Source organism: Flavobacterium sp. CSZ, from assembly GCF_015350725.1.
GTDB lineage: Bacteria > Bacteroidota > Bacteroidia > Flavobacteriales > Flavobacteriaceae > Flavobacterium.
On the sequence record NZ_JADKPQ010000004.1, the window covers coordinates 260,979 to 286,222 of the forward strand.

The 25,244-nt window shown below is 34.4% G+C and carries 22 protein-coding genes; 7 read left to right on the forward strand and 15 right to left on the reverse strand.

The genetic code is table 11. The features are described from left to right. The first annotated feature begins 330 nt into the window (after positions 1-330). Positions 331-1,263 (forward strand): quinolinate synthase NadA, encoded by a 933-nt coding sequence (gene nadA / locus IRZ78_RS06725; RefSeq protein ID WP_194615792.1) that lies wholly within the window; start codon positions 331-333, stop codon positions 1,261-1,263. Between the two features lie 18 nt (positions 1,264-1,281). Then, positions 1,282-2,805 carry an L-aspartate oxidase gene (gene nadB, locus IRZ78_RS06730; RefSeq protein WP_194615793.1) on the forward strand — a complete coding sequence of 508 codons (1,524 nt, stop codon included), beginning with the start codon at positions 1,282-1,284 and terminating at the stop codon, positions 2,803-2,805. A 125-nt stretch (positions 2,806-2,930) separates the two neighbouring features. Here nadB and IRZ78_RS06735 read toward each other — a convergent pair whose 3' ends face one another. The 8 genes from IRZ78_RS06735 to IRZ78_RS06770 all read right to left on the reverse strand — a co-directional run bounded on the left by IRZ78_RS06735 (position 2,931) and on the right by IRZ78_RS06770 (position 14,812). Next, positions 2,931-3,782, reverse strand: coding sequence for a neutral zinc metallopeptidase (locus tag IRZ78_RS06735; RefSeq protein WP_194615794.1), 852 nt, complete (start codon positions 3,780-3,782; stop codon positions 2,931-2,933). 92 nt (positions 3,783-3,874) lie between these two features. Continuing rightward, entirely contained in the window at positions 3,875-7,924 is a 4,050-nt protein-coding gene (locus IRZ78_RS06740) for a PAS domain S-box protein (protein WP_194615795.1), read from the reverse strand. Positions 7,925-8,014: 90 nt separating this feature from the next. Then, positions 8,015-8,806, reverse strand: a complete 792-nt coding sequence (locus IRZ78_RS06745) for a hypothetical protein (RefSeq protein ID WP_194615796.1) — start codon at positions 8,804-8,806, stop codon at positions 8,015-8,017. A 122-nt stretch (positions 8,807-8,928) separates the two neighbouring features. Beyond that, positions 8,929-10,257 (reverse strand): aldehyde dehydrogenase, encoded by a 1,329-nt coding sequence (locus IRZ78_RS06750; RefSeq protein ID WP_194615797.1) that lies wholly within the window; start codon positions 10,255-10,257, stop codon positions 8,929-8,931. 75 nt (positions 10,258-10,332) lie between these two features. Next, entirely contained in the window at positions 10,333-11,022 is a 690-nt protein-coding gene (locus IRZ78_RS06755) for an RNA pseudouridine synthase (protein WP_194615798.1), read from the reverse strand. A 185-nt stretch (positions 11,023-11,207) separates the two neighbouring features. Further along, entirely contained in the window at positions 11,208-12,026 is an 819-nt protein-coding gene (gene panB, locus IRZ78_RS06760) for a 3-methyl-2-oxobutanoate hydroxymethyltransferase (RefSeq protein ID WP_068842828.1), read from the reverse strand. A 49-nt stretch (positions 12,027-12,075) separates the two neighbouring features. Continuing rightward, the gene (locus tag IRZ78_RS06765) at positions 12,076-13,275 is read right to left on the reverse strand and encodes an SH3 domain-containing protein (RefSeq protein ID WP_194615799.1); all 1,200 of its coding nucleotides are present in this window, start codon (positions 13,273-13,275) and stop codon (positions 12,076-12,078) included. A 109-nt stretch (positions 13,276-13,384) separates the two neighbouring features. Further along, positions 13,385-14,812: an L-serine ammonia-lyase gene (locus tag IRZ78_RS06770; protein ID WP_194615800.1), complete on the reverse strand. Its 1,428-nt coding sequence runs from the start codon at positions 14,810-14,812 to the stop codon at positions 13,385-13,387. A 319-nt stretch (positions 14,813-15,131) separates the two neighbouring features. Between IRZ78_RS06770 and IRZ78_RS06775 the strand changes: the two genes are divergently transcribed. From IRZ78_RS06775 to IRZ78_RS06790, 4 genes are all read left to right on the forward strand, one after another. Continuing rightward, positions 15,132-17,279, forward strand: coding sequence for a cation:proton antiporter (locus IRZ78_RS06775; protein WP_194615801.1), 2,148 nt, complete (start codon positions 15,132-15,134; stop codon positions 17,277-17,279). Positions 17,280-17,336: 57 nt separating this feature from the next. Beyond that, positions 17,337-17,999, forward strand: a complete 663-nt coding sequence (locus tag IRZ78_RS06780; RefSeq protein WP_194615802.1) for a class I SAM-dependent methyltransferase — start codon at positions 17,337-17,339, stop codon at positions 17,997-17,999. Between the two features lie 59 nt (positions 18,000-18,058). After that, positions 18,059-18,700, forward strand: a complete 642-nt coding sequence (locus IRZ78_RS06785; protein WP_194615803.1) for a VanW family protein — start codon at positions 18,059-18,061, stop codon at positions 18,698-18,700. 86 nt (positions 18,701-18,786) lie between these two features. Further along, the gene (locus tag IRZ78_RS06790) at positions 18,787-19,149 is read left to right on the forward strand and encodes a VOC family protein (protein WP_194615804.1); all 363 of its coding nucleotides are present in this window, start codon (positions 18,787-18,789) and stop codon (positions 19,147-19,149) included. Between the two features lie 78 nt (positions 19,150-19,227). Here the strand turns inward: IRZ78_RS06790 and IRZ78_RS06795 are convergent, their stop codons facing one another. The 5 genes from IRZ78_RS06795 to IRZ78_RS06815 all read right to left on the reverse strand — a co-directional run bounded on the left by IRZ78_RS06795 (position 19,228) and on the right by IRZ78_RS06815 (position 22,466). Then, on the reverse strand, positions 19,228-19,914 hold the full coding sequence (locus IRZ78_RS06795) for a mutarotase (RefSeq protein ID WP_194615805.1): 687 nt from the start codon (positions 19,912-19,914) through the stop codon (positions 19,228-19,230). A gap of 6 nt (positions 19,915-19,920) precedes the next feature. Next, on the reverse strand, positions 19,921-20,289 hold the full coding sequence (locus tag IRZ78_RS06800; protein ID WP_194615806.1) for a DUF1801 domain-containing protein: 369 nt from the start codon (positions 20,287-20,289) through the stop codon (positions 19,921-19,923). Between the two features lie 85 nt (positions 20,290-20,374). Then, a complete protein-coding gene (locus IRZ78_RS06805; RefSeq protein ID WP_194615807.1) occupies positions 20,375-20,842 on the reverse strand; it encodes an SRPBCC family protein in 468 nt (155 codons plus the stop codon). A 275-nt stretch (positions 20,843-21,117) separates the two neighbouring features. Then, positions 21,118-22,068: a polysaccharide deacetylase family protein gene (locus IRZ78_RS06810; protein WP_194615808.1), complete on the reverse strand. Its 951-nt coding sequence runs from the start codon at positions 22,066-22,068 to the stop codon at positions 21,118-21,120. 5 nt (positions 22,069-22,073) lie between these two features. Beyond that, the gene (locus tag IRZ78_RS06815) at positions 22,074-22,466 is read right to left on the reverse strand and encodes a DoxX family membrane protein (RefSeq protein ID WP_194615809.1); all 393 of its coding nucleotides are present in this window, start codon (positions 22,464-22,466) and stop codon (positions 22,074-22,076) included. A gap of 86 nt (positions 22,467-22,552) precedes the next feature. Here IRZ78_RS06815 and IRZ78_RS06820 point away from each other — a divergent pair, with 86 nt between their 5' ends. Then, positions 22,553-23,386, forward strand: a complete 834-nt coding sequence (locus tag IRZ78_RS06820; protein ID WP_194615810.1) for an AraC family transcriptional regulator — start codon at positions 22,553-22,555, stop codon at positions 23,384-23,386. 204 nt (positions 23,387-23,590) lie between these two features. Here the strand turns inward: IRZ78_RS06820 and IRZ78_RS06825 are convergent, their stop codons facing one another. Beyond that, entirely contained in the window at positions 23,591-24,172 is a 582-nt protein-coding gene (locus tag IRZ78_RS06825) for a TIGR00730 family Rossman fold protein (RefSeq protein ID WP_194615811.1), read from the reverse strand. 357 nt (positions 24,173-24,529) lie between these two features. Beyond that, positions 24,530-25,072, reverse strand: a complete 543-nt coding sequence (locus IRZ78_RS06830) for a GNAT family N-acetyltransferase (protein WP_194615812.1) — start codon at positions 25,070-25,072, stop codon at positions 24,530-24,532. Positions 25,073-25,244 lie beyond the last annotated feature (172 nt).

Sequence of the window (25,244 nt, forward strand, 5' to 3'; positions counted from 1 at the left end):
CCTAAAACTTAGTGAACTCTGCGGAAAACCTTTGCGTTCTCTGTGGTAAAAATAATTAGGGAGTATAATTTTATGTCTCTCCATAATATTTAATGTTGATCCCTTTTTAGAAAGGCAAATCGTTAACCCTTCAGAGATCAGGAAATCTGGTCAGAACTTAATTGAGTTTAACGATATAAGATGTTAAATTAAAAACTAATGTTTCATGATTTTAATCATAAAATAAAATTAAGTGGCATAATATCTTTACGACATAAATCAGGTTTTAAAAAACAAAATAATCGAGATATTCTAAAGGTACAATTTAAGGATATCGATAAAACTAACCGTATGGATAAGCTATTCTTAATTGCTGAAATAAACCGACTCAAACAAGAAAAAAATGCGATCATACTCGCTCATTATTATCAGGATAAAGACATACAGGAAGTCGCCGATTTTGTAGGCGATAGTCTTGAGTTATCTAAAAAAGCGGCTTCTGCCAGTGCAGATATCATTGTTTTTGCAGGAGTATATTTTATGGCCGAAACGGCAAAAATCATCAATCCGGATAAAAAAGTGCTTTTGCCTGATAGCAATGCAGGATGTTCTCTTGCTGACGGATGTGATCCTCAAAATTTCAGGAAATTAAAAGAACTTCATCCCAATCATGTAGTTGTAACTTATATTAATTCTTCGGCCGAGATAAAGGCTTTAAGTGACTGGGTTTGTACGTCATCAAATGCAAGAAAAATTATAGAAGCCATTCCTAAAGAGCAGGAAATCATTTTTGCTCCGGATAAAAATTTAGGAATGTACCTGAAAAAAGAAGTAAATCGTGAATTATTGCTTTGGGATGGCTCGTGTATTGTTCACGAAGCTTTTTCACTAGATAAGCTTATCGAAATTTACAATGCCAATCCAACTGCAAAAATTGTAGCACATCCTGAATCAGAACGGCATATTCTCGAGACGGCACATTATATTGGGTCAACATCTGGAATGCTCAATTTTATCAAGAACGATATGGCTACTACTTTTATCGTAGCCACCGAAGCGGGAATCCTTCATCAGCTCTCAAAAGAAGCTCCTCACAAAACGATTATTCCGGCGCCTTCACACGAAGATAATACGTGTGCCTGCAGCGAATGTGCTTTTATGAAAATAAATACTTTAGAAAAGCTTTATTTATGTTTAAAGGATGAAAGACCGGAAATTACTATTAATGAAGAATTACGATTAGAGGCCATAAAACCGATCAACAGAATGCTCAATTTGTCATAAATATCTAAATCAATCAACATGAAAAAAACAGATATACTTATAATTGGTTCCGGAATAGCAGGGTTGTTTTTTGCGATAAAAATTGCAAAAAAGAGACCAGATTTATCTATTGCAATTATGACCAAAGACAAGGTTAAAAACTCTAATACCCAACTGGCTCAAGGCGGTATTGCTGTGGTTACGGATCGCATTGAGGATAGTTTTGAGCAGCATATAGAGGATACATTAAAATCGGGCGGAGGTTTATGCGATGAAGAAATTGTAAAAATGGTAATTCACCAGGCTCCTGAACGATTAAATGAACTCATTGATATTGGGGTTTGTTTTGATAAAAATAAAGCGGGAATATGGAATTTAGGTTTGGAAGGCGGACATTCTCAGCATCGTATTTTGCATCATAAAGATATATCCGGGGCAGAAATAGAAAAAAATCTAATCGGGGCTACCAAGCAATTATCTAACATTACCTTACTGGAAGATCATTTGGTTATTGATGTAGATACTAAAAAAAATAAAGGGAAAGCGAGCTGTAAAGGTGCTTTTTATTGTGACAAAATCAATAAGAAAGTAAAATACATACGCGCTAAAACTATTGTTTTGAGTACCGGAGGCTGCGGCCAGATTTTTAAGAACACTACCAATCCGGAGATTGCCACCGGTGACGGAATCGCAATTGCTTCCCGTGCCGGCGCGGTAATAAAGGATATGGAATACATACAGTTTCATCCAACAGCATTGTACGAAGAAAATAAAAATCCTTTCTTTTTAATTTCTGAGGCTGTAAGAGGTTTTGGAGCGCATATTGTTAATGAAGATCAAAAGCGTTTTATTTTTAAAGATGATATCCGTGGGGAATTGGCAACAAGGGATATTGTATCGCAGGCCATAAGCAAAGAAATAGAAACATCCGGAAAACAGTATGTTTATTTAGATTGCCGACACCTTGACTTTGACGAATTCTATATTCATTTTCCTTCGATTACACAGTATTGCAAGACAATCGGATTGCATCCTGCAAAGGATTTAATTCCTATTGTTCCTGTGGCTCATTATCAATGTGGTGGTATCAATGTAAATGAAAAATCTCAAACCAATATTAAGAATCTATATGCTATAGGCGAATGTTCGAGAACAGGTTTGCATGGAAAAAACAGACTGGCTTCCAACTCATTATTAGAAGCTTTGGTTTTTGCTCATCAGGCTTCTGACCATATCGATAGTACAATTGATGAGTTGTCTTTTTCATCAAAAAAAAGCATGTTGAAATTCGACGAGCCTTTATTGGATAAAGATTCTAATTATTTTGTGAAGCTGAAAAAAGAACTTCAAGCCATGATGACTTTTTTCTATGCCAGTAAAGATTCTGATTTTGTTAGAATATTGAATCGAATAGAATCAATGAAAATGACAACAGTAGGATTGTTATTCAAAAAACAAAAAATAACAACTCAATTGATAGAATTTACTAATATGCTTACCGTAGCTAAAATTATTGTTGAACACAATAAAAGTAAGGTTCTAGAAAACGCTGCAAGTTATTAAATCACATTTTCTTTAATTATTTTAAAATAAAATCAAGTTTACGCGAAAAAGTATTGCTTATAGTAACCAAAAAAGCATGACGTTTAAGTCATGCTCATTTGGTTATTATAGTTTGGTTTATTGAATTATCGTATTTCGTCGAATGTATTTCCCTGATTGATATCGCCGGTTTTAAAACCTTTCTTGAACCAATACATTCTTTGTTCTGATGTTCCGTGGGTAAACGAATCCGGAACAACATGACCTTGCATTTTGCTTTGAATAGCGTCGTCACCCACTGCATTTGCTGCACTTAATGCCTCTTCGATGTCTCCGGCTTCAAGATATTGCTCGTTGTCGTGAGCCCAGACTCCGGCATAAAAATCAGCTTGCAATTCCAGAGCTACAGAAAGTTTATTGGCCTCGGCTTCACTTTTTCCTTCTTGCTCCTGTCGCATTTTTGCAGACGTTCCTAATAAAGTCTGAATATGATGTCCTATTTCATGAGCGATAACATAAGCAATGGCAAAATCGCCACCTTCAGCGCCAAATTTGGTTTTTAATTCTTCGAAAAAAGCCAAATCCATATAGACCTTGCGATCGCCAGGGCAATAAAAAGGTCCTGATGCAGATGATGCACCGCCGCAGGCTGTACTTACAGAGCCTTTAAAAAGAACCAACTTAGGTTTTTCGTAAGTCATGCCGTGTTGGGCAAATATTTTGGTCCAGGTGTCTTCATTACGGGCTAATACAACTCTGACAAAGTCCCCCATTTTTTTGTCCTCTTCACTTAAGGGGGCTGCTGCCTCAGTTTGCGTTTGCTGACCACCTTGCATTTGTTCCAATACATTTCCTATAGTCTGGCCATTTTCACCGCCAAAAACATTCAGTAACAAAATAATAATACCAATAACACCGCCTCCAACGGCTACTTTTCCGCCAGAAAGGCCTCTTCTGTCTTCTACATTATCACTTTGTCTTCCGCCTAACCACTTCATATTATATTGTATTTTAGTTTATTGAGTTTTATGTTGTACGAATTTATATATTTTTCAGGAATTATTGTTAAAATCAAACAAATTAGTTTGAACTATTTTAACCATTTTGATAAGGCTTCTTCCACAATACCCTTAATAATGGGTTTCGAAATATAATCGTCCATTCCTGCCGATAAACATTTATTTCTTTCGTCTTTCTCTGCACCTGCCGTTACGGCAATTATAGGAATTTCTTTTCCGGTAATTGTATTTCGTATCGCTTTTGTGGTTTCGTAACCGTTCATAACCGGCATCTGAATGTCCATAAAAATAAGATCAGGATTAATACTTTCAAATTGATTTACGGCTTCGTATCCATTTTCACATTCGTAAATGTAAGCCGTATTATACAGATTTTTTATAATGGTTTTTAGCAACAGCATATTTACTTTGTTGTCTTCTACAATCAAAAAAGTAATGTTTTTATGGTTTTGGCCGGCATTAGCACTTAATTGCAGATTGATTTTTTTAAGTTCGGCATTGTATTTTTCGTTGATGCTTTGGTTGCTGGTTTTTAAATTTAAATCAAAATAAAAATTACTTCCAATATCAATCTTGCTTTCCAATTGCAATCTGCTATGCATTAAAGCCAATAACTGATTGGATATTGTTAAGCCCAAACCGGTTCCTCCAAACTTTCGCGTTGTAGAACTATCCTCCTGAGAAAAAGCCTTAAAAATCTTCTTCTGATTTTTCTCCAGTATTCCAATTCCGGTATCAATCACTGAAAACCGAATAATACAATTCCCGCTTTTATTTTTCTCCAGAACAGACACATTTAATTTAATCGAACCTTCATTGGTAAATTTTACGGCATTCGACAGTAAATTGATCAAAATTTGCTTGATTCTGACAATATCGGTCCAAATGTATTTGGGAACATCAGGATCCACATTCAATTCCAGGTTAAGATTTTTCTGGTTCGATTCGTAAACAATTAAATCAAACACCTGACCCAGTACTTTTTTAATATCATATAAATCAATAAAAAGTTCCAGTTTTCCGGCTTCAATTTTTGAGAAATCAAGTATGTCGTTGATAATTTCTAACAGAGAATGTGCTGACTGATTGATGGTGGTCATGTATTTTTCCTGAATTTCTTCAAGGTCCGTTTTCATCAGTAAATGCGTAAAACCAATAATACCGTTTAACGGCGTTCTTATTTCATGCGACATATTGGCCAAAAAGTCTGATTTTGATTTATTTGCCGCTTCGGCCAGTTGTTTGGCTTTTATCGCATCTTCGGTTTCTTTTTTGTTGGTAATGTCAAAATAAATTCCGCCAACAAATTCAATTTCATCACCTTTTTTAATAACATCACCAAATTCTTCTACCCAGATATATTCGCCCGTTTTTCGACGAATTCTGTAAATATTGTGCAAAGGCATGCTGTTTTGTAAATTATCAATCTGGTTGCTGATTACTTCATCTTTGTCATCAGGATGTATCAGTGATAAAAAGGATAAATTATTGTCAATAAATTCTGATTTCGAATAACCGGTTAAATTTGCAATTTCATCATTCAGGAAAATTTTGGTAGAGAAAGCATCAAATTTTGATAAATAAACGGTACCGGGAATATTGTTGGCAATCAGTTTGAATTTTTCTTCACTTTCGAGAATTTTGGTTTCATTTCGATTTCTCTCCAATGCCGATGAAATATTGTTGGCAAGAACCTGAAAGATATAGATTTCTTCTTCAGACCATTTTCTTTCATTAGTACAATCATCAAAGCCAATAAAACCGGTAAAGAGATCATTTATAAACAGAGGCAAAATCAAAATAGATTTGATTTTATTATCGACTAATAATTGTTTAAAAAAAGTATCACCAAGTTTACGTGTGAGCTTGTTTAAGATTTTTCTGTTATTTGCCGCTTCGTAAATTTCCTGTAAATTATCTTCTGTAAGTTGTTGTAATTCGGTTATTTGATGTTCAATTCCTTTTCTGGACCATTTGTATTTTTGGGAGACACAATTCGTATTAAAGTCTCTTTCGTAGTAGTACATATGATCAACTTTTGCCGCTTTTCCAATTATTTCATATGTTTCCTGAAACATCTCGTGCGTCGTTTTACTCAGCAAAAACTTCTCTGTGCATAAAGAAAGCGCCGATAACAGCTGACTTTTAAATTCTAATCTTCGTTCAGCTTCCAGACGTTTTTGTGACGAAATAGCCAGTGAAATAACATCTGAAATTGTTCTGGCATAATTGATATCTTCATTATCCCAGTCTCTTTTTTCCTGAGTACTTTCAAAACAAACCACGCCGCCCAATTGTCCGCTCAAAAAAATAGGAACATCAAGCATTGATTTGATATGATTTTTGGTAAAATAATGTTTTTGAAATTCAGAAGTTTCTAATTTGTTAAAAACATCAGGCGCATTGATAATGGCCTTGTTTTTTAAAGTTTCAAAATAAATAGGATATGATTCTTTATCTAATATATTTTTGTCGTTTAAGTTTTGATTATCAACGCTAAATAGGTTTTTACAGCTAATTAAATCTTTGTCATATTTCCAGAAGCTTACCCTGTTTGTTTTGGTAACCGTTGCTGCTTCTTTAATAATATAATCAACAACAGTATCGAGATTGTCGTATTTGCTAAAATCTGAGGTTGATAATTTTTTTGTAGAATGATTGTAAGCTTCAATTTTTTTAAGACGTTTCTTTTTTTCGTTTTCGATGTTTTTAATATCAGTAATATCTCTGGCGATACCGGCAAAACCAATAGTTTGGCCCAAATCATTTTTGCGAATGATAATTTTTTGAGAGATCCATAAAGTTTTTCCGTTTTTCTTTAAAATTGGAATTTCAATCGAAGGAAAATTGTTTTCATTGATATCCAGGTTTTCATAAAAATCAACTGCATTCCGTTGGTAGTTTTCATGAATAAAATTCGAATAATGCTGTGCTATAATCTCATTTTCAGAATAACCTAAAATCGAAAAACCAAAATCATTCACAAAAGTAAAATAACCGTCACTATCGATTTCAAATATAATATCTGTTGCGGTCTGAATCAGGTTTTTGTACTGATCCTGAACATTTATTTGCTCTGTAACATCCTGTCCGATACTGATAATTAAATCTTCAGAGAATTTTTTGTCTTTCCATTGAATATACTTGTATTCGCCATTTTTACTTTTTAATTTTCGAATATAAAGTTTGTTTTCCTCGTGGTTTAAATCTTTTATCCCCTCAATAAAGTCCGTTTCTTTTGTTAGTTTCCAAAATTTCAACCCCATTACTTCATCTGGCTGATAACCTAAAATCGACGTTATTGTTTCACTGCAAAATAATACCTCGTTTTTTTTATTGGTGGCAATTGTTAGTGAATTTCCCTTATGTACAATTTCGTTTGTAAACCTGAAATTATCTGTATTATTCAATAACACGGCATATTTAACCTGATTGATAATAAAAATAAGGATCGAAAAATTGATTAATATAATGGATGATTTTAAAGAAATCAAATGAAAAATAACGGTTACAATTAGAAAAGTAAAAACTAAGCCAACAAAGAACCAGTATATTTTTATGGGTTTTAAGATCGTGTAAGAAAAGAAAAAAGAGATTAAAAAGACAATAATAGGAATAACATCTTTGGAAAGAAAAATAATGTTATGCCCAATATAAGCGATGTAAATAAAGAAAAAGAAGATGAATAAAGACTGAACCCTATCTCTTAGAAATTTAATTTTGCTGGTTATAAAGTAAATCAGCAGAACCGAAAATCCGATGGAAACATTGACAACCAATAAACTTTTAGGCCTTATTTTAAAAAGTTCATTGATGATTTCGATAACAATAATCGCAATACCAAAAAATAAAATATAAAGTTGGTATTCTCTGTTGGTCGTTTCAGTTTCGAGTTTTTTTTCTATGAAATAGCCAATGCTCGATTTTATCTTAAAGAATTGATAAATGAGAACCCCCAGAAGGCCAAAGAGTGCCAGTCCTAAAAGAATAATTTTAGGATTGTTGTAAAAAATAATGTCGGAAGTAAAAACATACCAGTTTGCAATAATTGATTTTAGGGCATTACCAAGAGTGGCAATTCCTGAAATCAACGAATTGAAAAAACTACAGTTCTCTACCATAGAATTTGAGGTATGTTTGGTTTAGTAAATAGTTTTTTGAAAATTCTAAAGAGAGTAGGTTAAGCTCTTTTTAGTGTAGAATTTTCTATTTTATTCTAAATCCGATTGCCCAATTGAATCAATTGGATCTTCTTTATCATTTTTAAAAATTGCATAATATATAGCGTATGTCATTGAATAACTAAGCGGCACAGTAAATAGGATTCCCACAAAAAGAGCCATAAAGCCAATAATCAGGGCGACAACAATGGTGATCATTAATCCTAAAAGTACGATGGGTTGTTTTGCAATAAGAATAAAACTTGATGCGATGGCATCAAAGGCTTTTAAATCTCCAAATACAATAAGGGGAATCGTTAAAAATGTAAAATACGAAGTCACCAACGAAACCACAAGTCCCGCCAGATTTAGATTTTGCATTTCGAAAAAAGTAGATACAGACACACTGAATAATGAAATAATGGCAGTGGCTAAAAATATTTGTAAAAACTTATTTGATCTATAATAAGTAAAAATCGTGGAGACATTAAATTCCTGATCTCTGTCTGCACAGTACGCCATTTTTAGAAATCCTGCACCAAAAGGACTTAAAATCGCCGAAAATAAGACTGTTCCCGCAATATAATAAAAAAGCTGAAGGCTTGATAATTGTATAGGTTTGATCGAAAAGAAAGCGGGATTATTTAATTTTTCTACACCAAATATTACGGCTAAAAGAACAGAGCCAATGATACCAAAAAGTATAGAAAAAACTAATAATATTAACCCTGCGTAAAGTGCTATTTTTTTATAGTTTTCAAAAGCATTGTTAAAGACAGTTGAAAAATCTAAGGTATAACCATGATTCTTAATGTCTTTGATTTGATCAAGTGTGGATTTCATTTTGTGTAAAAGTAGAATTGTTTTATATTCCGGGATTTAAGATAAATAATGTGACGTAAATATAATATTTTTAATCAATTTGATATGAAAATCTCAAAAACATTACGAAATTGTTTTTGGTGTTATATCCAGTCTAATATTCTTTTTATAGAAGCCAGTTTATCTTTGTAAGGTGCATATCTCATGGGTAAATCGAGCCAGTTAGCCTTTTTTACGACAGCTTTATGGTGAGAAAAAATATCAAAGCTCAATTTGCCATGATAAGCGCCCATACCACTGTGGCCAACTCCCCCAAAAGGCAGTCTTTTATTAGAAAAATGAACAACTGTATCATTGATACAGCCACCGCCAAATGCATAGGTTTTAATTAATTTTTTGGCAAATGATTTATTTTCGCTAAAAATATAAAATGAAAGAGGTTTCTCATAGCGGCTAATCACGTTTTGGATGTCAGCTTCTGTTTTATAAATAAGAATGGGTAAAATGGGACCAAATATCTCTTCTTTCATAACAGGGCTATCCAATGCCGGTTCTTCGATTAATGTTGGTGAAATATAAAGTTCGTTGGCATCCGTTTCCCCTCCAAAAATCACTTTCTCGGGTTCGATCATACTGGCTAGTCGCAACCAGTTTTTGGTATTGATAATTCGGGCAAAATCCGGAGATTTGTCTATTTTTTTCCCATATGCTTTTATGATTTCCTCAATCAAAAAAGAGATGAAATTCACCTTCATATTTTTTTGAATCAAAATATAATCGGGAGCAATGCAAGTCTGGCCTGCATTAATAAATTTACCCCAGACAATACGTTTTGCGGCCAGTTTTAAATTGGCCGTTTCATCAATAATGCAAGGATTTTTTCCGCCCAGTTCAAGAGTAATTGGAGTTAGATTTTCGGCTGCGGCTTTCGCTACAACTTTCCCAACGGCAACGCTTCCGGTAAAGAAAATATAATCCCAGCGTTGTGCCAATAGTTTATTCGATACTTCGACACCGCCTTCAAAAACTTCAACATGATTAACATGAAATGTTTTCTCGATGATTTTAGCGATTATCGCTGAGGTGTTGGGTGTAAGTTCAGAAGGTTTTAAAACTACCCGGTTTCCGGCTGCAACTGCGGCAATCAAAGGACATAAAGCCAATTGAAATGGATAATTCCAGGGCGCAATGACAAGAACGTTTCCGTAGGGCTCTTTATAAATATAATCGGTAGAAGGAAAGTTGAGAAGTGAAGGGAAAACGCGTGTTCGTTTTGCCCATTTATGAATATTTTTGATGGTGTCTTTTAAATCCGAAATAACATAGTTTGTTTCGGTTAAAACAGCTTCGAATTCTGGCTTTTTAAAATCATCGTATAAAGCTTTTACAATTAAGTCTTCGCTTTTCTGAATGTTATACAACAATTTTTTTAGCGTTTCTTTTCTGTATCCGATGTCGTTTTTATAGTCCATTTTTATGATTCACTTGATTTTTGCCTATGCAAGTTAATCGATAAAAATTTAAAAATTAACAATAGTATCATAAAATCAAAGTGCGTTCCAAATAGTCTCATCCGGAGTTGGCGCTACGATAGTGATATTTTCTTTAGAAACAGGATGTACGAAAACCAGTTTTCTGGCATGAAGATGAATTCCGCCATCAGGATTGCTTCGGTCAAAACCATATTTTAAATCGCCTTTAATAGGTGATCCAATAGCGGCTAATTGCGCCCTAATTTGATGATGACGACCTGTATGCAAATTGATTTCCAACGCTACATAATTTTGAAGTTCTTTAAAAACAGTATAATCCAGACTCGCCAGTTTACTATCCGGAACTTCTTTTATATGTGCTTTTGAAGTATTGTTTTTCTCGTTTCTTTTAAGATAATGAACCAATTTGGCAGTTGCTTCCTGAGGTTTATTCTTTACAACTGCCCAATAGGTTTTTTGAGTTTCACGATTGCTGAACATTTCGTTCATTCTCGTTAATGCTTTACTAGTTCTGGCAAAAACAACAATTCCGGTTGTAGGACGATCTAAACGATGAATTACACCCAGAAATACGTCACCAGGTTTATTGTATTTGTCTTTTATGTATTCTTTTACAACATCAGATAAAGGTTTATCGCCTGTTTTATCACCTTGCACAATATCGCCTACGCGTTTATTGACTACGATAATATGGTTGTCTTCGTGTAGAATTTGGAGGTTGTTTTTATTGGAAAGAATTTTCATTTTGGACCTATGGGTAATTTTTTAGATTGAAAGTGGTGACGCTTAAATCTCTCGCAAAGACGCAAAGTATAAATTTGATTCTTTGTGACTTTGCGTCTTTGCGAGAAATAATTATAATAGCTTATTTAGTGGAATTAAGAAACCTTTGTCTCTTTCCTTTGGATCTTTGTCCCTTAAAAAAAAAACTAATATTGTTCCCCAGCATTTGGAAAATCACTCGACTTAACATCAGCTGCATATTGACCAATTGCTTTTGTCATTTCTTCGTAAAGGTTTAAGTAACGACGTAAGAAACGAGGGCTAAATTCATTGTTCATTCCTAACATATCGTGAATAACCAAAACCTGTCCGTCTACGCCACCTCCGGCACCGATACCAATCACGGGGATTGAAATACTATCCGCTACTTTTTTAGCTAAATCGGCTGGGATTTTTTCTAAAACTACAGCAAAACAACCTACTTTTTCAAGCAATTTTGCATCTTCGATTAGTTTTTCGGCTTCCTGATCTTCTTTGGCACGAACACTGTAAGTTCCGAATTTGTAGATCGATTGTGGTGTTAAACCCAAGTGACCCATAACCGGGATTCCTGCGTTTAATATTTTTTTGATAGATTCTTTAATTTCTTTTCCTCCTTCAAGTTTCACAGCGTGACCGCCGCTTTCTTTCATGATTCGAATAGCAGAACGCAAAGCTTCTTTTGGGTCAGACTGGTAACTTCCAAAAGGTAAATCTACTACAACTAATGCTCTTTCTACAGCGCGAACTACAGATGAAGCGTGATATATCATTTGATCTAATGTAATTGGCAATGTCGTTTCGTGACCCGCCATAACATTTGATGCTGAATCGCCTACTAAAATTACATCGACTCCTGCGGTGTCAACAATTTTAGCCATTGTAAAATCGTAAGCCGTAAGCATAGAGATTTTTTCTCCGTTGCTTTTCATTTCGATCAATGACTTTGTTGTGATTCTTTTATAATCTTTTTTTGCTACTGACATTTTGTTTTTTTTTGAAGATGTAAAAGTATTGAATAATTATAGATTGAAATCAGCAATAGAAGAATATTTCGATGGTAAATAACTTTCCGTCTTTAAATTCTAATCTAAATTCGCTGTCTTCTATTTGTATGGAGTACGAATGTGGAGCTTTTATAGAAGCGCCAATATAAGTTCCGTACTTTTCGATAAATGCTTTTTCTGTTAATGTATGGTCTAAGATTGCATTTGGGTTTAAAACCAGTTTGTTGTTTTCGTTGATGAAAACTTTCGTGATCTCTGCCTGATTTTTTTGTTCATCTACAGAAGCTTCCAGATCTGGATAATAGTAAAAAAGTTCGCTTAAATAAACACCGCATTCATCGCTTACGTTTGCTGTTTTAGGAGCTTTTCCGAATGTTTTTACCAAATCTTTTTGCGTTAAATACCAGGCTTTGGTTTTTATTCCTTTCAAGATAAATTCTGATTTTTTAACGAAAGCCAGAATCTCTTCCGGTTTTTTATGTTTGGCTATACCTTTTGCAATAGCCATATTGAGCTCTGTATCAGCATGAAGTTTCGGGTCGTTTAACTGCTTCACCACTTCGTAATATCGTTGATATGCAGGAGCAAGTGTTGTGGTCTCACTATTCCAGGCCAATTCTACAAGTCGCTCACCAATGGTTTTGCGTTCCGTAATATTACTAACATCGAGTTTGTCAAAATCTTTTATCAAAGTATTGAAATCGGGTCTTTTTCCAACAAATTTTCTTAACGTAAACCTGGCGTATTCATCGCTAAATTGTCCGCTAATATTTACCCAGTCTTCCTGATTTTTGGGAAGATAGTTTATCGCAACCGGATCACCGGTATTAAGGATTTCTTTTGTTTTTGAATTTTTATCAGGTTGTGCATGCGCCTTTAAACCAGCCACTAAAACAAAAAGGTGATTACCGCCATAATAATTGTCTCCGCCTTCTAAAATATGATTCTCGTTGTCTCTTACTTTGACATCTTTAGAGTTTAATCGTGTCGCCACAAATTTTTCTGGAATATAACCTTCAGATAAATTATCGGCTTTTACTTTGTACCAGCCATTTTTGCTTTCGGATAATAATTGTACTTCGGCGCCATATTTAAAATAGCCCAAAAATTCAGCAGAAGCATTTGCAGAAGTATACAAACGCGTATCCGAATTAAGGAAATAACGTTCCTGAGCATGCATTAAAACCGAGAAAAATAATAAGGTTAAAAAAAAGTGGTATTTTTTCATGGAGTATATTTTGGAAGGCTAGATTTTTTGCCACAGATTAAAAGGATTTAAAAAGATTTCTTTTTTTTAATCTGTGTTAATCCTTTTAATCTGTGGCTAATAATATTTTTTAGCAATCAGCCATATTTACAGCAATCGCTAATCCGCCTTCAGAGGTTTCTTTGTATTTAGAATTCATGTCTTTTGCGGTTTGCCACATGGTATTGATTACTTTATCCAAAGGTACTTTTGCATTTTTAGAATCAGTTTCAAGAGCTAATTCGGCAGCATTTATCGCTTTTATGGCACCCATCGTATTTCTTTCTATACACGGAATCTGAACCAAACCGCCAATTGGGTCGCAGGTTAAACCAAGATGATGTTCCATAGCGATTTCGGCAGCCATTAAAACCTGAGCAGGAGTGCCGCCCATTAATTCGCAAAGTGCCGCTGCAGCCATAGATGACGAAACACCAATTTCTGCCTGACAACCGCCCATTGCAGCCGAGATTGTAGATCCTTTCTTGAAGATACTTCCAATTTCTCCGGCCACCATCAAAAATTGTTTGATTTCTTTTTCGCCTGCATCATGATTTTCAATGACCAGATAATACATTAAAACCGCCGGAATTACACCAGCGCTTCCGTTTGTAGGAGCTGTAACCACGCGGCCTAAAGAAGCGTTTACTTCATTCACGGCAAGTGCAAAACAACTAACCCATTTTAGGATCTGACGAAATTTTACTTCGGTTTTTCTAATTTCTTCCAGCCAGCTTTGTGGATCAGAATAATTCGATAAACCTATTAAGTTTTGGTGCATATCAAAAGCCCTTCTGCGAACGTTAAGTCCGCCCGGGAGAATTCCTCCGGTATGACAGCCAATGTACATACATTCTAACATCGTGTTCCAGATGCGCATTAATTCCGAATGAATTTCGGCCTGCGGACGCATCGATTTTTCGTTTTCATAAACAATTTCCGAAATGGATTTGTTCTCTGAAACCGTATAATTTAAAAGCTCAACCGCATTTTGAATCGGGAAGGGGAAAGCACACTTGATAACCTCTTTGATTTTGGCATTCGTGCGCTCTTCTTTTACCACAAAACCTCCTCCAATAGAATAAAAAGTAGATTCATATTCAGAATCATCTGCTTTATAAGCCGTAAATTTTAGTCCATTGGCATGAAAAGGAAGAAACTCTTTATTGAAAACAATATCCTGAAGAAAATAAAACGGAATTTTATATTCGTTTGCCAGAATAATCTCGTTGTTGTCTTCGATCGTTTTAATGATCCCGGCAATGTTATCAACCGGGATATATTCAGGATCTTGCCCGCTTAAACCCAACATTACAGATAAATCTGTAGCGTGACCTTTTCCGGTTAAAGAAAGTGATCCGTATAAATCGACTTTTACACGTTTAATCTGGTCTAAAATTGATTCGTCTTTTAACTCTTCTAAAAAACGTTCTGCGGCTCTCCAAGGCCCTAAAGTATGTGAACTTGAGGGGCCAACGCCAATTTTAAGCATATCAAAAACAGAGATACATTCTTCCATTGTGCAATATTTATTAAGACAAAGATAATTGAATAATGCAATGAAGTTTTATTTTCGTTTGTTAATGTTGCAGTTTTGTTAAAAAAAATATTAAATATTAATAATTTGGCAACGAAACAAATTTTATTGCTTAATATGCGGTTTTCGTGAAAAGTTGGTAGTTTTTTTAGGTATTTTTGTAATGAAACAATCACTAAAGAATCCGATTTTTTTAGTTCTAAAAAATAAATCGGCAACCATAACTTCTGGGATTTCATTTTAATTTGAACACCTCTACTTGCGAAAGATTAAAATACCACAAAGAAGATAAAATTACATTATGATAGAATTTTTCAAGCATTTTTTACAAGAATTCGAATTACCGCTTAGTAACCCAGTATTGATCTTCTCGTTAATACTTTTCATTATTCTCTTGTCACCCATTTTATTAAAAAAAATAAATATTCCCGGAATTATAGGACTTATTATTTCCGGAGTAATCATTGGACCACACGGACTTAATATTCTGGCCAAAAACTCAGCTGTAGATTTATTTTCGACAATTGGGCTTTTATATATCATGTTTATTGCCGGACTGGAACTGGATATGAATGAGTTTAAAGCCAACCGAAATAAGAGTTTATTGTTTGGTTTTTTTACGTTTATCTTCCCTTTAACCATTGGGTTTCCGGTTTGTTATTACTTATTGCAATACGATTTTAATGCCAGTTTCCTGACTGCAAGTATGTTTGCCACGCACACGCTGGTAGCTTACCCAATTGTAAGTAAGTTAGGTATTGCAAAAAACCAGGCTGTTGCCATAACGGTAGGAGGAACAATATTAACAGATACCGCCGTTTTGATTATTCTGGCCGTTATTATGGGAAGTAGTCAGGGCAACCTGAATCAGGCTTTTTGGATAAAACTGACGGTTTCATTGGCCATTTTTTCAGCGATTATGTTTTTGGTTATACCAAGAATTGCCAAATGGTTCTTTAAAAAATTAGAAAGCGAAAAACACGCTCATTATATCTTTGTACTTTCTGTTGTTTTCTTTGCCGCTTTTTTGGCCGAAGTAGCAGGAGTAGAGCCTATTATTGGAGCTTTCGTTGCCGGTTTGGCGCTGAATCCTTTGATTCCGCACTCATCTGCGCTGATGAACCGAATTGAATTTATTGGTAATTCATTGTTTATTCCGTTTTTCCTGATTTCGGTAGGAATGCTGGTCGATATCAGCGTAATCCTTAGCGGACCAACGGCATTAATTGTTGCAGGAACATTGAGTGTTGTGGCTATTTTCGGGAAATGGACGGCAGCATTTTTTACCCAGATTGTTTTTAAATATACCAAAACCGAAAGACAACTTATTTTCGGGTTAAGCAGTGCACATGCGGCTGCAACGTTGGCGGTTATTTTAGTGGGGTTTAAAGCGAAAATTCTCGATGAAAATATCTTAAACGGAACTATTATTCTAATATTAATTACATGTATTGTCGCTTCGTTTGCGACTGAAAAAGCAGCCAAGAAAATTGCGATTTGCGAAGAAGAGGTTTCTCATGAAGATGCGAATAGCGATCAGATTCTCGACGAACATATTATGATTCCGTTGGCCAAAACTTCGGCGACAGCCACTTTATTAGATTTTGCGCTTTTAATAAAAGATAAAAAATCGGCTAATCCGGTCACTTTATTAACGATTGTTCCCAATAATGATCAGGCCGAAAAAAATATATTAAAGTATCGAAAAGCAGTTGATAAATTTGTTATTCAGGCGTCGGCTTCAGAAGTAAAAATCAATACCATTGCCAGAATCGACCATAATCCTGCAAGCGGAATCGCCAGAACTTCAAAAGAAATCATGTCGGATATTGTGATTGTAGGATGGCCCAGAAAAACAGGTTTCCTGGATAAAATTTTTGGAGAAAACGTAGATTCGATTATTAATAATGTCGATAAAAGTTTATTCATCTGCAGATTTCAAAAAACGTTTATAGAAGAAAAAAGACTGGTTTTTATTTGTCCGCCTTTCTCAGAAAGAGGAGTTGGATTTCATTTGTTATTACAGAAAATCTGCCGATTATCGCAGGAATTAAGTATTCCGATTATAATTTATGCCGAATATAAAACACATCAAACGATCCAGCAAATTGCTGCTAATTTGAAATTGAATGCCAAGCTGGGCTTTAAAAGTATTATGGATTGGGATGATTTTGAATCAATTTCTGATGAGATTAAACCAACTGATTTGATCGTTTTTAATCTTTCCAGAAAAGGCTCTGTTTCGTACCAGTCGATTTTTGATAAACTACCTCAGAAATTCGAAAAATCATTCGATGAGAACAATCTTATTTTAGTGTATTCGCAAGACGACCGCAAAGGAACTTCTATGGATGCCTACGAAGATTTTACTGCTACACCATTAACAAAAGGACTTGAAGCGATTGAACAAATTGGCCGCGGTTTAGGCAATATTTTGAAGAAAGGATAAAAAATGTTTTTCTGGGTAAGATTTTTATTATTTTTGGTTTTGTTTTAAAAATTAAAAATGAACGAAATAGTACAGTATTATAATGATCTGGCCAGTACTTACGATCAGGATAGATTTGATAATTCGTATGGAAATTTTATCGATTCACAAGAACGAAAAATTCTCGATAAATTATTGATTGATAAAAAAGGACAAATTCTCGACCTGGCTTGCGGTACGGGAAGATTATTAAATTATGCTTCGATTGGTGTTGATGCAAGTGCTCAAATGATTGCAGTTGCCAAACGAAAGTTTCCTGAAAAAACGTTTCTGCAAAATGAAGCCGATGCGATTCTTTTAGCTGATAATTCTATTGATACCATTATCAGTTTTCATTTTTTCATGCATTTGGATCCAAATAAAATCGACCAGGTATTGGAAGAATCCAATCGGATTTTAAAAAAGGAGGGCAGAATTATCTTTGATATTCCGTCGCGAAAAAGACGAAACTTATTGGGTTATAAAAAAGCAAACTGGCACGGAGCAAGTAGCTTAAGTATTGCCGATGTAAAATCAGATCCAAATTTTATTATTAAAAGAACTTACGGATTATTGTTTTTTCCAATTCATAGATTTCCTGATTTGTGCCGTAAATTTCTATTGCCACTAGATTCGTTTTTGGCAAATTCATTCCTGAAAGAATACAGTTCTTATTTAATCATCGAATTAGAGAAGAAATGAATATGTTGAAACCACTCAAGATTTACATTAAGTTATTGTTTCGATTTAAAAAGGATTTGTTGAGCAAAGATTTATTTCGATTTTCAAAAAAATGCCAAAATGATTTTGACTTTTGTTATGCGATAACATTAACACAGGAAATAAAACCCAGTAAGACTTTTGATAATAAGCTGCATAATATTCTGCTGGCTTCAAAAAGAATTAACAGATATGTTCTTGAACCCAATCAAATTTTTTCTTTTTTTAAAGTGGTAGGAAACCCAAATCAGGATTTTAAGAAAAGCAGAACTTTAGTAAACGGCCACCTGGTAGAAGAGAATGGAGGCGGCATGTGCCAGGTATCAGGAATTATATACCAGATAAGTTTAATTGCCGGTTTAGAAATTTTAGAAAGACACAATCATTCTGTTGATATTTATACGAATGAAACAAGATTTGCGCCCTTAGGTTGTGATGCAACGATTGTATACGGTTATAAAGATTTAAGAATAAAAAATAATTTAGCATTTCCGGTTAAGTTTAAAATTGAAATAAAAGAAAGTTTTATTTATATCAATTTATTGAGCGAAAAAGCCATAAAACAGAAAGAGCTGCTTTTTGAATCTCAATTGGACAAAGAATTTATTACTGTAAATGTTCTGAATAATGACCGACAATTACTTAATCAGTCGAAGTACAAAAGGATGCAAGCAGAATTGTAGTATTTTGATGGATATAAAAAATAATAGAATTGAATCATTTGCTTAAATTTGACAGAATATAAAGATTAGTTCTAAAACTAAATACTATGAACCACAAAGCCCTGTCGATCCGACCATTTATTGGAGCCAAAGATTTTGAAGTTTCCAGAAGTTTTTACCGTGATTTAGGTTTCGAAGAAGGGGTTTTAGATCCAAAGTTTTCTGTTTTTAAAACAGGAGATTTGGCCTTTTATCTTCAGGATTATTATGATAAAAGCTGGATCGAAAACACCATGATTTTCCTTGAAGTTGAGGATGTCGATGATTATTACAATCAATTATTGGCTTTAAACTTAACCGAAAAATATGGGGTAAAGCTAACTCCCACAGTGCATTTAGATTGGGGGAGTGAATGTTTTTTGCACGATCCATCCGGTGTTTTATGGCATTTTGGAAAATTTAATAAGTAGTTTTTTTGCCACGAAGACACAAAGACACAAAGTTTTTTTGAATTTATTCAGTAAAATTCGTGAATTCGTGGTTGTTCTTTAATTTGCTATGTAAAATTCTGCTAAATGAATTGTGTTGCTTTCGCGTTGATACCAATCATTATAAACAAGTTCTAAATTTTCGACTTTAAAATTTCCAAAATTATAATCGCGATATTTCTCTAGAATGTCTATTAATTTTTCCGGATCTTGAAGTTTTTCCTGAAAACGCATTACTGTAGAATGAGCCGTTGCAATGCTATATCGGCTATCAATACTTTGTTCTAAAGATGATTTTTTAAAGTTCTCCCGAAGTTTATTCCTGAAATTATTCAAAGATTCATCTGTTGGAAAACCCTGAATCATAATAGCAGACGGAGAAGCTGTAACACCCCGAAACTCAATTTTTATTTTATCCAAATGCACGAGACTTTGCTGAATGAGGTCGATATATTCGTGAACATTTATTTTATCTAAAGAAAAACCGCCGTAACAGGAAATAATGGACATCACGGTAGTATGAATATCAGCATCAGGATAATAATATTGATGAGGTTCAATGGCCTTTAATTCATCTAAAAAGAACTGAATATTCTCTTTAATGGTTTCGTTTGGTCGAATTAGCAATGTGATTCCGAACCGCGAATCAGATTCGTTATTAAGTTGTGAATCTAATTTGTAGCTACCGGCCAGAATAGTTTCGGAAGATTTTTTGTAAAGTTGATTGTAATGTTGGGTTAAATCCATTTATAATTATTTCTTTTTTGCTTTTTCAAGGTTTTCCTTTACCCTGAATTTTACAATTTTGGTAATCAGATCATACGGCATTGGTTGATCGAGAGGAAATTGTACAGATCCTTTTCCGGATTTATACTTCGAAAGTTCGTCTTTAAAAGCCTCGTGACCGCTTGGCAAAGCATATAATCCAATATGATTTTTATAAGCAGCAAAGTATACCACGATGCCGTTTTGCTCAAAAGCCGGCATCGAGTAACTGATTTTCTCTTTGGCCTCCGGCGCTGCTTTCTGAATCGTTGCCCTTACTTTTTCTAATATCTCCTGAACGTCATTTGGTAAGGTTCCAATATATTCGTCGATATTTTCAGGTTTCTTTGTATCCATATTTTTAATGTTTTTGTTTCAAGTTTCAGGTTTCAAGTTTTCGCACCGAACCTGAAACAAAAAAACTTGAAACTTGAAACTTTTTTTATGCCAATCCCTTAGGAAATCGATCCAAAACCAAATTCAGCAAAATATTATGCTCCAGATATGCTTTGGCTCCAGCCAAAACCAAAGTAAAACCTTCAGTAGAATTACGAACCTGATCTATTATTTTGTCGGTATCACCTTTTAAACCTGAATTGGTAATACTCACAAAAGTCTCGTTTTCGTTCAACGGACTAAAAATCCATTCTACTAAAGTCGATTCATCGGGATTTCCCCATTCGATCACAATCTTATGGTTTTCCTGCAAAACATGAGTAGTAACCGTTAATGAAAACCCGTACATTTCCCACGTCCATTCGGTTGTGGTGTCTTGTTCTAGTTTTCCGGAACCTTTTGTAAACCAAAATTTACGGGTAATGTCCGGATCTGTAAAAGCCTGAAAAACTTCTGAAACAGGTTTTCTAATCAGCATTTCGGCTTTTGCGAAGTGGTTGTTTTCTGCTTTCATTGTTGACTTGTGTTTGTAAATACTAAAGTTTTAAACCCAATCTTGTCATTCCGAGGTACGAGGAATCTTCGCTAGCTGAGCACGCACTGTTATCGAGTTTCTTGTGAAGATTCCTCGTACCTCGGAATGACACAACTGGACTGTAAACTTGAAACAAAAAAACTTGAAACAAATTTTTACGACCTCTAAATTAAGAAAGAAATCCCAAATACCTTCAAAAAAAATCCACACAAGTTATAACCTGTATGGATTTTTAAATATCAAAATATATATTTTTATTCTCTTATAGTAGTTTTATCGTGCAACGCCATTTCGGCAATTTCATCTTTACGTTTAAAGTTCACGCCTTTGTGCTGTTGCATATATTTGATAAGATCATTTGCTGCTTTGACCATTTGCGGAGTTCCGCCAATACGATCGTGAAAACTAATCGACATTTGTCGGCGTTGTGTTTCGCTTTCGGCATACAATTGATCAAATTCCATTTTAACTTGTTGTAGAAACTGATCTGCCGAAAAGTTTTTTCCTTCAATCAAAACAATATCATTACATCTTAAGGTATAAGGAACTACAACAAAATCCTTGTTTTTTAACTGAATAATAAAAGGTTCATCCCGACTAATGTCATCGATATGATATTTGAAACCCAATTCTTGCAGAATATTCAATGTATTTGGTCCGCGGCGCAACCAGTTGGCATTATAACCAATAGCAGTAAAACCGGTTACATTCTTGATCGCATCAACACCATCTTTTATAAATTTCTTTTCCTCTTCGTAAGGCATTGTATATTGCGTGCTCCAGTTCATACCGTGAGCTGCAGCTTCGTGTCCGCGTTGTACAATTTCTTTGGCCAGTTCCGGGTTTTTCAAAACCGCTGTTCCCACCATATGCGAGGTAACTTTCACACCAAGTTTGTCCCAATTGTCCAACATTCTTGGTATTCCTGCTTTATAACCGTAATTGTACCAGGTTGCGGCCGGAAGATCAATATATCCTTTTTGTATGTTTTGAGGAAACGGACTTTCTGCATTATCAGGTTGTCCGCCAGCTTCAAATTGCATCGAAATCGAAACTACTAATCTCGAGCCATCTGCCCATTTTGTTTTTGTTGGTGTCAAAAATGTTTCTGTTTTTGATACTTCTGCGAATGTATCTATTGGATTCATCATGCCGACCATTCCAATAATTCCCGTTTGTTTGATAAAATTTCTTCTTGAACTCATGATTTTTATTTTTTGATTAAAGTATCAATGGCCCAACTATTAGAATCGATAAAATGTAATAGCAAAGCAAAAATGGCAAGGTGAATTAATTGTGACGGAATGGCTTCCCAATTCTCAATCATTGAGGTTCCAAACAATAAAGCCAGCATAACAAATCCTCCGGCTACTAGGGAAGGTTTTGTAAGCAAGCCCAATATTAAAAGTAAACCAATGGCAAATTCGGCTATAGGTAAAATGTAGCTAAAAGGCGTTACGATGAATTTAGACAGCATAGAATTTTCGAAACTGCCAATCATCCATTTGCTGAAGGTAACTAGTTTGGGCAAACGTACTAATCCGTGACCAAACATGCTGATAGCGACGGCAAGACGTAGCAATAAAAAAGAAGTTGTTTCCATATTTTGTATGATTTTAGATTACAAAGTTGAGAAGAACCACTTTCTTTAATTTGTATAATCATTGGAATATTTTGTACTTTTGTAAGATGGAAATTAGAAATTTATACCATCCTTTTGAACTTCAGTTTTTGGAAGTTTCAGAATATGAAGCCAAAGAACGCAAGAATACGTTTTTTGAAATGGTTTTTGTATTGGAAGGAAAAGGAATCCAGATTATAAATGATCATAGATTGCCGTATGCTTCTGACAAACTATTTTTGATTTTCCCGCAGGATACGCATAGTTTTGAAGTGATCGAAAAGACGAAGTTTTTCTTTATCCGTTTTCAGGACAGTTATCTTAAAACACAAAGCAACGACTGGATTCAGAAACTGGAATTCATTTTTCATAATCATAACCATTTACCGGGCTGTATTTTAAAAACGATAACAGATAAACCTTTGTTAAGAGCCATGATCGAGGCTTTGATTCGGGAAGAAAAGAGTAGTTTTCCGCAACAGCAAGAAGTCATCAAGCAGATCTTAAATACTATTATTACCATTGCTGCAAGGAATATTTCGCTTGTTTCACCAGTTGCATTTGCGCCATCTAATACAGAAGAAAGTTTGGATCTGCTCAATTATGTGCATCAGAATATTTATAAGCCTGAAGCACTAAAAGCTACAAAAATGGCAACGGCATTTCATGTTTCTCCTACGTATATCAGCGAATATTTTAAAATCAAAACTGGACAAAGTATTCAGCAATATACGATGGCCTATAAAATAAAACTGATCGAAACGAGATTGAAATTTACCAATATGCAAATCAACGAAATTGTGTATGAATTTGGTTTTAGTGATGCAAGTCATCTGAATCGGTTGTTTAAAAAATATACAGGACTGAATCCAAGTGATTATAAAAAGCAGTTTAAAAATTAGATAAACGAGTCCCAGCGGGACGAAATATCTATAGAGAATCAAAAGTTTACATAATAAAAGAGCCCCAGAGGGGTGAAATACTTATCTATTCAATAAAAATAAATATGTCACTCCGCTGTAGCTTGATTATAGGATCTTAGAATAAATCTGCTATAAATATATTGCTCCGGTGGAGCTTTAAAATTAATTACATGCAAGATTAATCTAAAGCTTTTTTCCATCAATCCATTTTCCGTTGGTTGGTGCCACGTAATTTTTCATTTGCTCTAATAAATCATCAATACTATCGCTTACCAAAAGCATTTGCTGATTAGCCTCTTTCAATAAACCTTTTTCTACCATGACTTTTGTTAATTCGATCAAAGAATCATAAAAGCCATCGATATTTAAAATCGCAATTGGTTTTTTATGAAGTCCTAATTGAGCCCAGGTCAGCATTTCGAAAAGTTCTTCAAGAGTTCCAAAACCACCCGGAAGCGCAATTACACCATCGCATAAATCATTCATTTTGGTTTTTCTTTCGTGCATGCTTTCGACCAAAATTAATTCGGTTAGGCCTAAATGTGCAATTTCTTTTGATCTTAAAAAGTTAGGCAAAACGCCAATTGCTTTTCCGCCTGCATTTAAAACTCCATCAGCTACAGCACCCATTAAACCTACGTTTGCACCACCGTAAACCAATTCTATATTTTGTTTTGCCATGGTTTGCCCCAGCAATGTTGCCTGTTCTTTGTAAATTTCTTCTGTACCAAAACTTGATCCGCAGAAAACGGTAATTCTTTTCATTGTTAGAAGTTTTATGTTATTCGTTAAAGGTTAAATGTTAGAAGTGAAATTATTATTGGTTATTCATTAAATGTTGAAAATTGTAATGAAAATCAAAGATTAAAAGCCTATATTTTGTGCCGTTAGGCACTAAAGATTGGTAGAAAAAACAGGAATTAGAAGAGATTTAGCGTGCCGTAGGTACGCAATAGGAAATTTTTGTTGCGTACCTACGGCACGCCAATGAATCTTGAATACAAATTGCTACCAATATTTGGTACCTAAAGGCACGTTTCGAAGCTAATTTTTTTTAAAAAATCCAATTAAAAATCCAATTAAAAATTCAGACTTACAATTCATAACTCATAACTTTTTTATTTACAATTTATAATTTTCAACCTTTAACTCATATTCAAAATGAGGCAAATTGACTGGAACATTACCAATACTATTTACTTCGCCAATGTTTACAGCTCCCAATTTACCTACTGCTTTTTGCGAACGAATGTTATCTGTACCAATATGAAATAGTACCGAATCTACATGCTTCAATGCATAATCTATCAATAATTTTTTATTCGATTTATTGTATAATCCACCCCAGAATTTGCGGCCAATAAAGGTAAAACCAATGGCAATACTGGATTTCTCCGGATCGTAATCGTAATAGCGGGTATTACCTATAATTTCATTTGTTTTTTTATCTAAAATCAAAAAAGAGCTTTTTGAGGTGATTGCTGCATCAAAAAAAGGTCTGAAGACTTCTATTTTGTATCGGTCTTTGATTGGATGCTGTTCCCAAATTAATGGATCTGAGGCTACTTTAAAAAGTGCATCAAAATCACTTTCCTGTAGTGGAACTAATTTTGTAATGTCGTCTTCTAAAATTTCAGGTTGTAAATTGAATGCTGATTTTGTCATTTTTTAAAGTTTTAAATTTTGTTTGCCACTAATTTGACGAAGAGCCACGAATTTAAAATAAAAATTTGACTTTCGTTTTCTGCGAAAGAAGTTTTTGCCACAGATTATAGGATTATAAATGACAAACTAGACCAAAATATTGTTATGAAAATGATTGTCCTAGCCCCGATAG